This window comes from Pantoea sp. E956-1 (assembly GCF_982223955.1).
Genome location: NZ_CEUYZP010000042.1, coordinates 1 through 497, shown reverse-complemented (window position 1 = coordinate 497; position 497 = coordinate 1). Strand labels below are relative to the sequence as shown.

Genomic DNA, 497 nt, shown 5'->3' with positions numbered 1-497 from the left:
GAACCATGATGTTCTGCTTCAGGCCCATGAACGCTTCGATCACCGACTCTGCCGCCGTCGCGGTTTCGCACAGCACCACGCCGATGCCCTGAGTGCCTTCCAGCACCTTGATCACCAGCGGTGCGCCGTTGACCATGGCGATCAGGTCGGGAATATCGTCCGGCGAGTGGGCAAAACCGGTGACCGGCAAACCGATGCCGCGCCGCGACAGCAGCTGCAGCGAACGCAATTTGTCCCGCGAGCGGGCAATGGCCACCGACTCGTTGAGCGGGAACACGCCCATCATTTCGAACTGACGCAACACCGCGCAGCCGTAGAACGTCACCGATGCGCCGATCCGCGGGATCACCGCGTCGAAACCTTCCAGCGGTTTGCCGCGGTAATGGATCTGCGGCTTGTGGCTGGCAATGTTCATGTAGGCGCGCAAGGTGTCGATCACCACCATTTCATGCCCGCGCTCGATTCCGGCTTCGACCAGACGGCGGGTGGAATACAGA

The 497-nt window shown here is 62.0% G+C and carries 1 pseudogene; it reads right to left on the bottom strand.

The window, feature by feature from the left end:
• Window positions 1-496 (bottom strand): annotated as a pseudogene (locus AC0T7J_RS25145) (30S ribosomal protein S6--L-glutamate ligase); the annotation flags it as partial.
• Between the last annotated feature and the right edge of the window lies 1 nt (window position 497).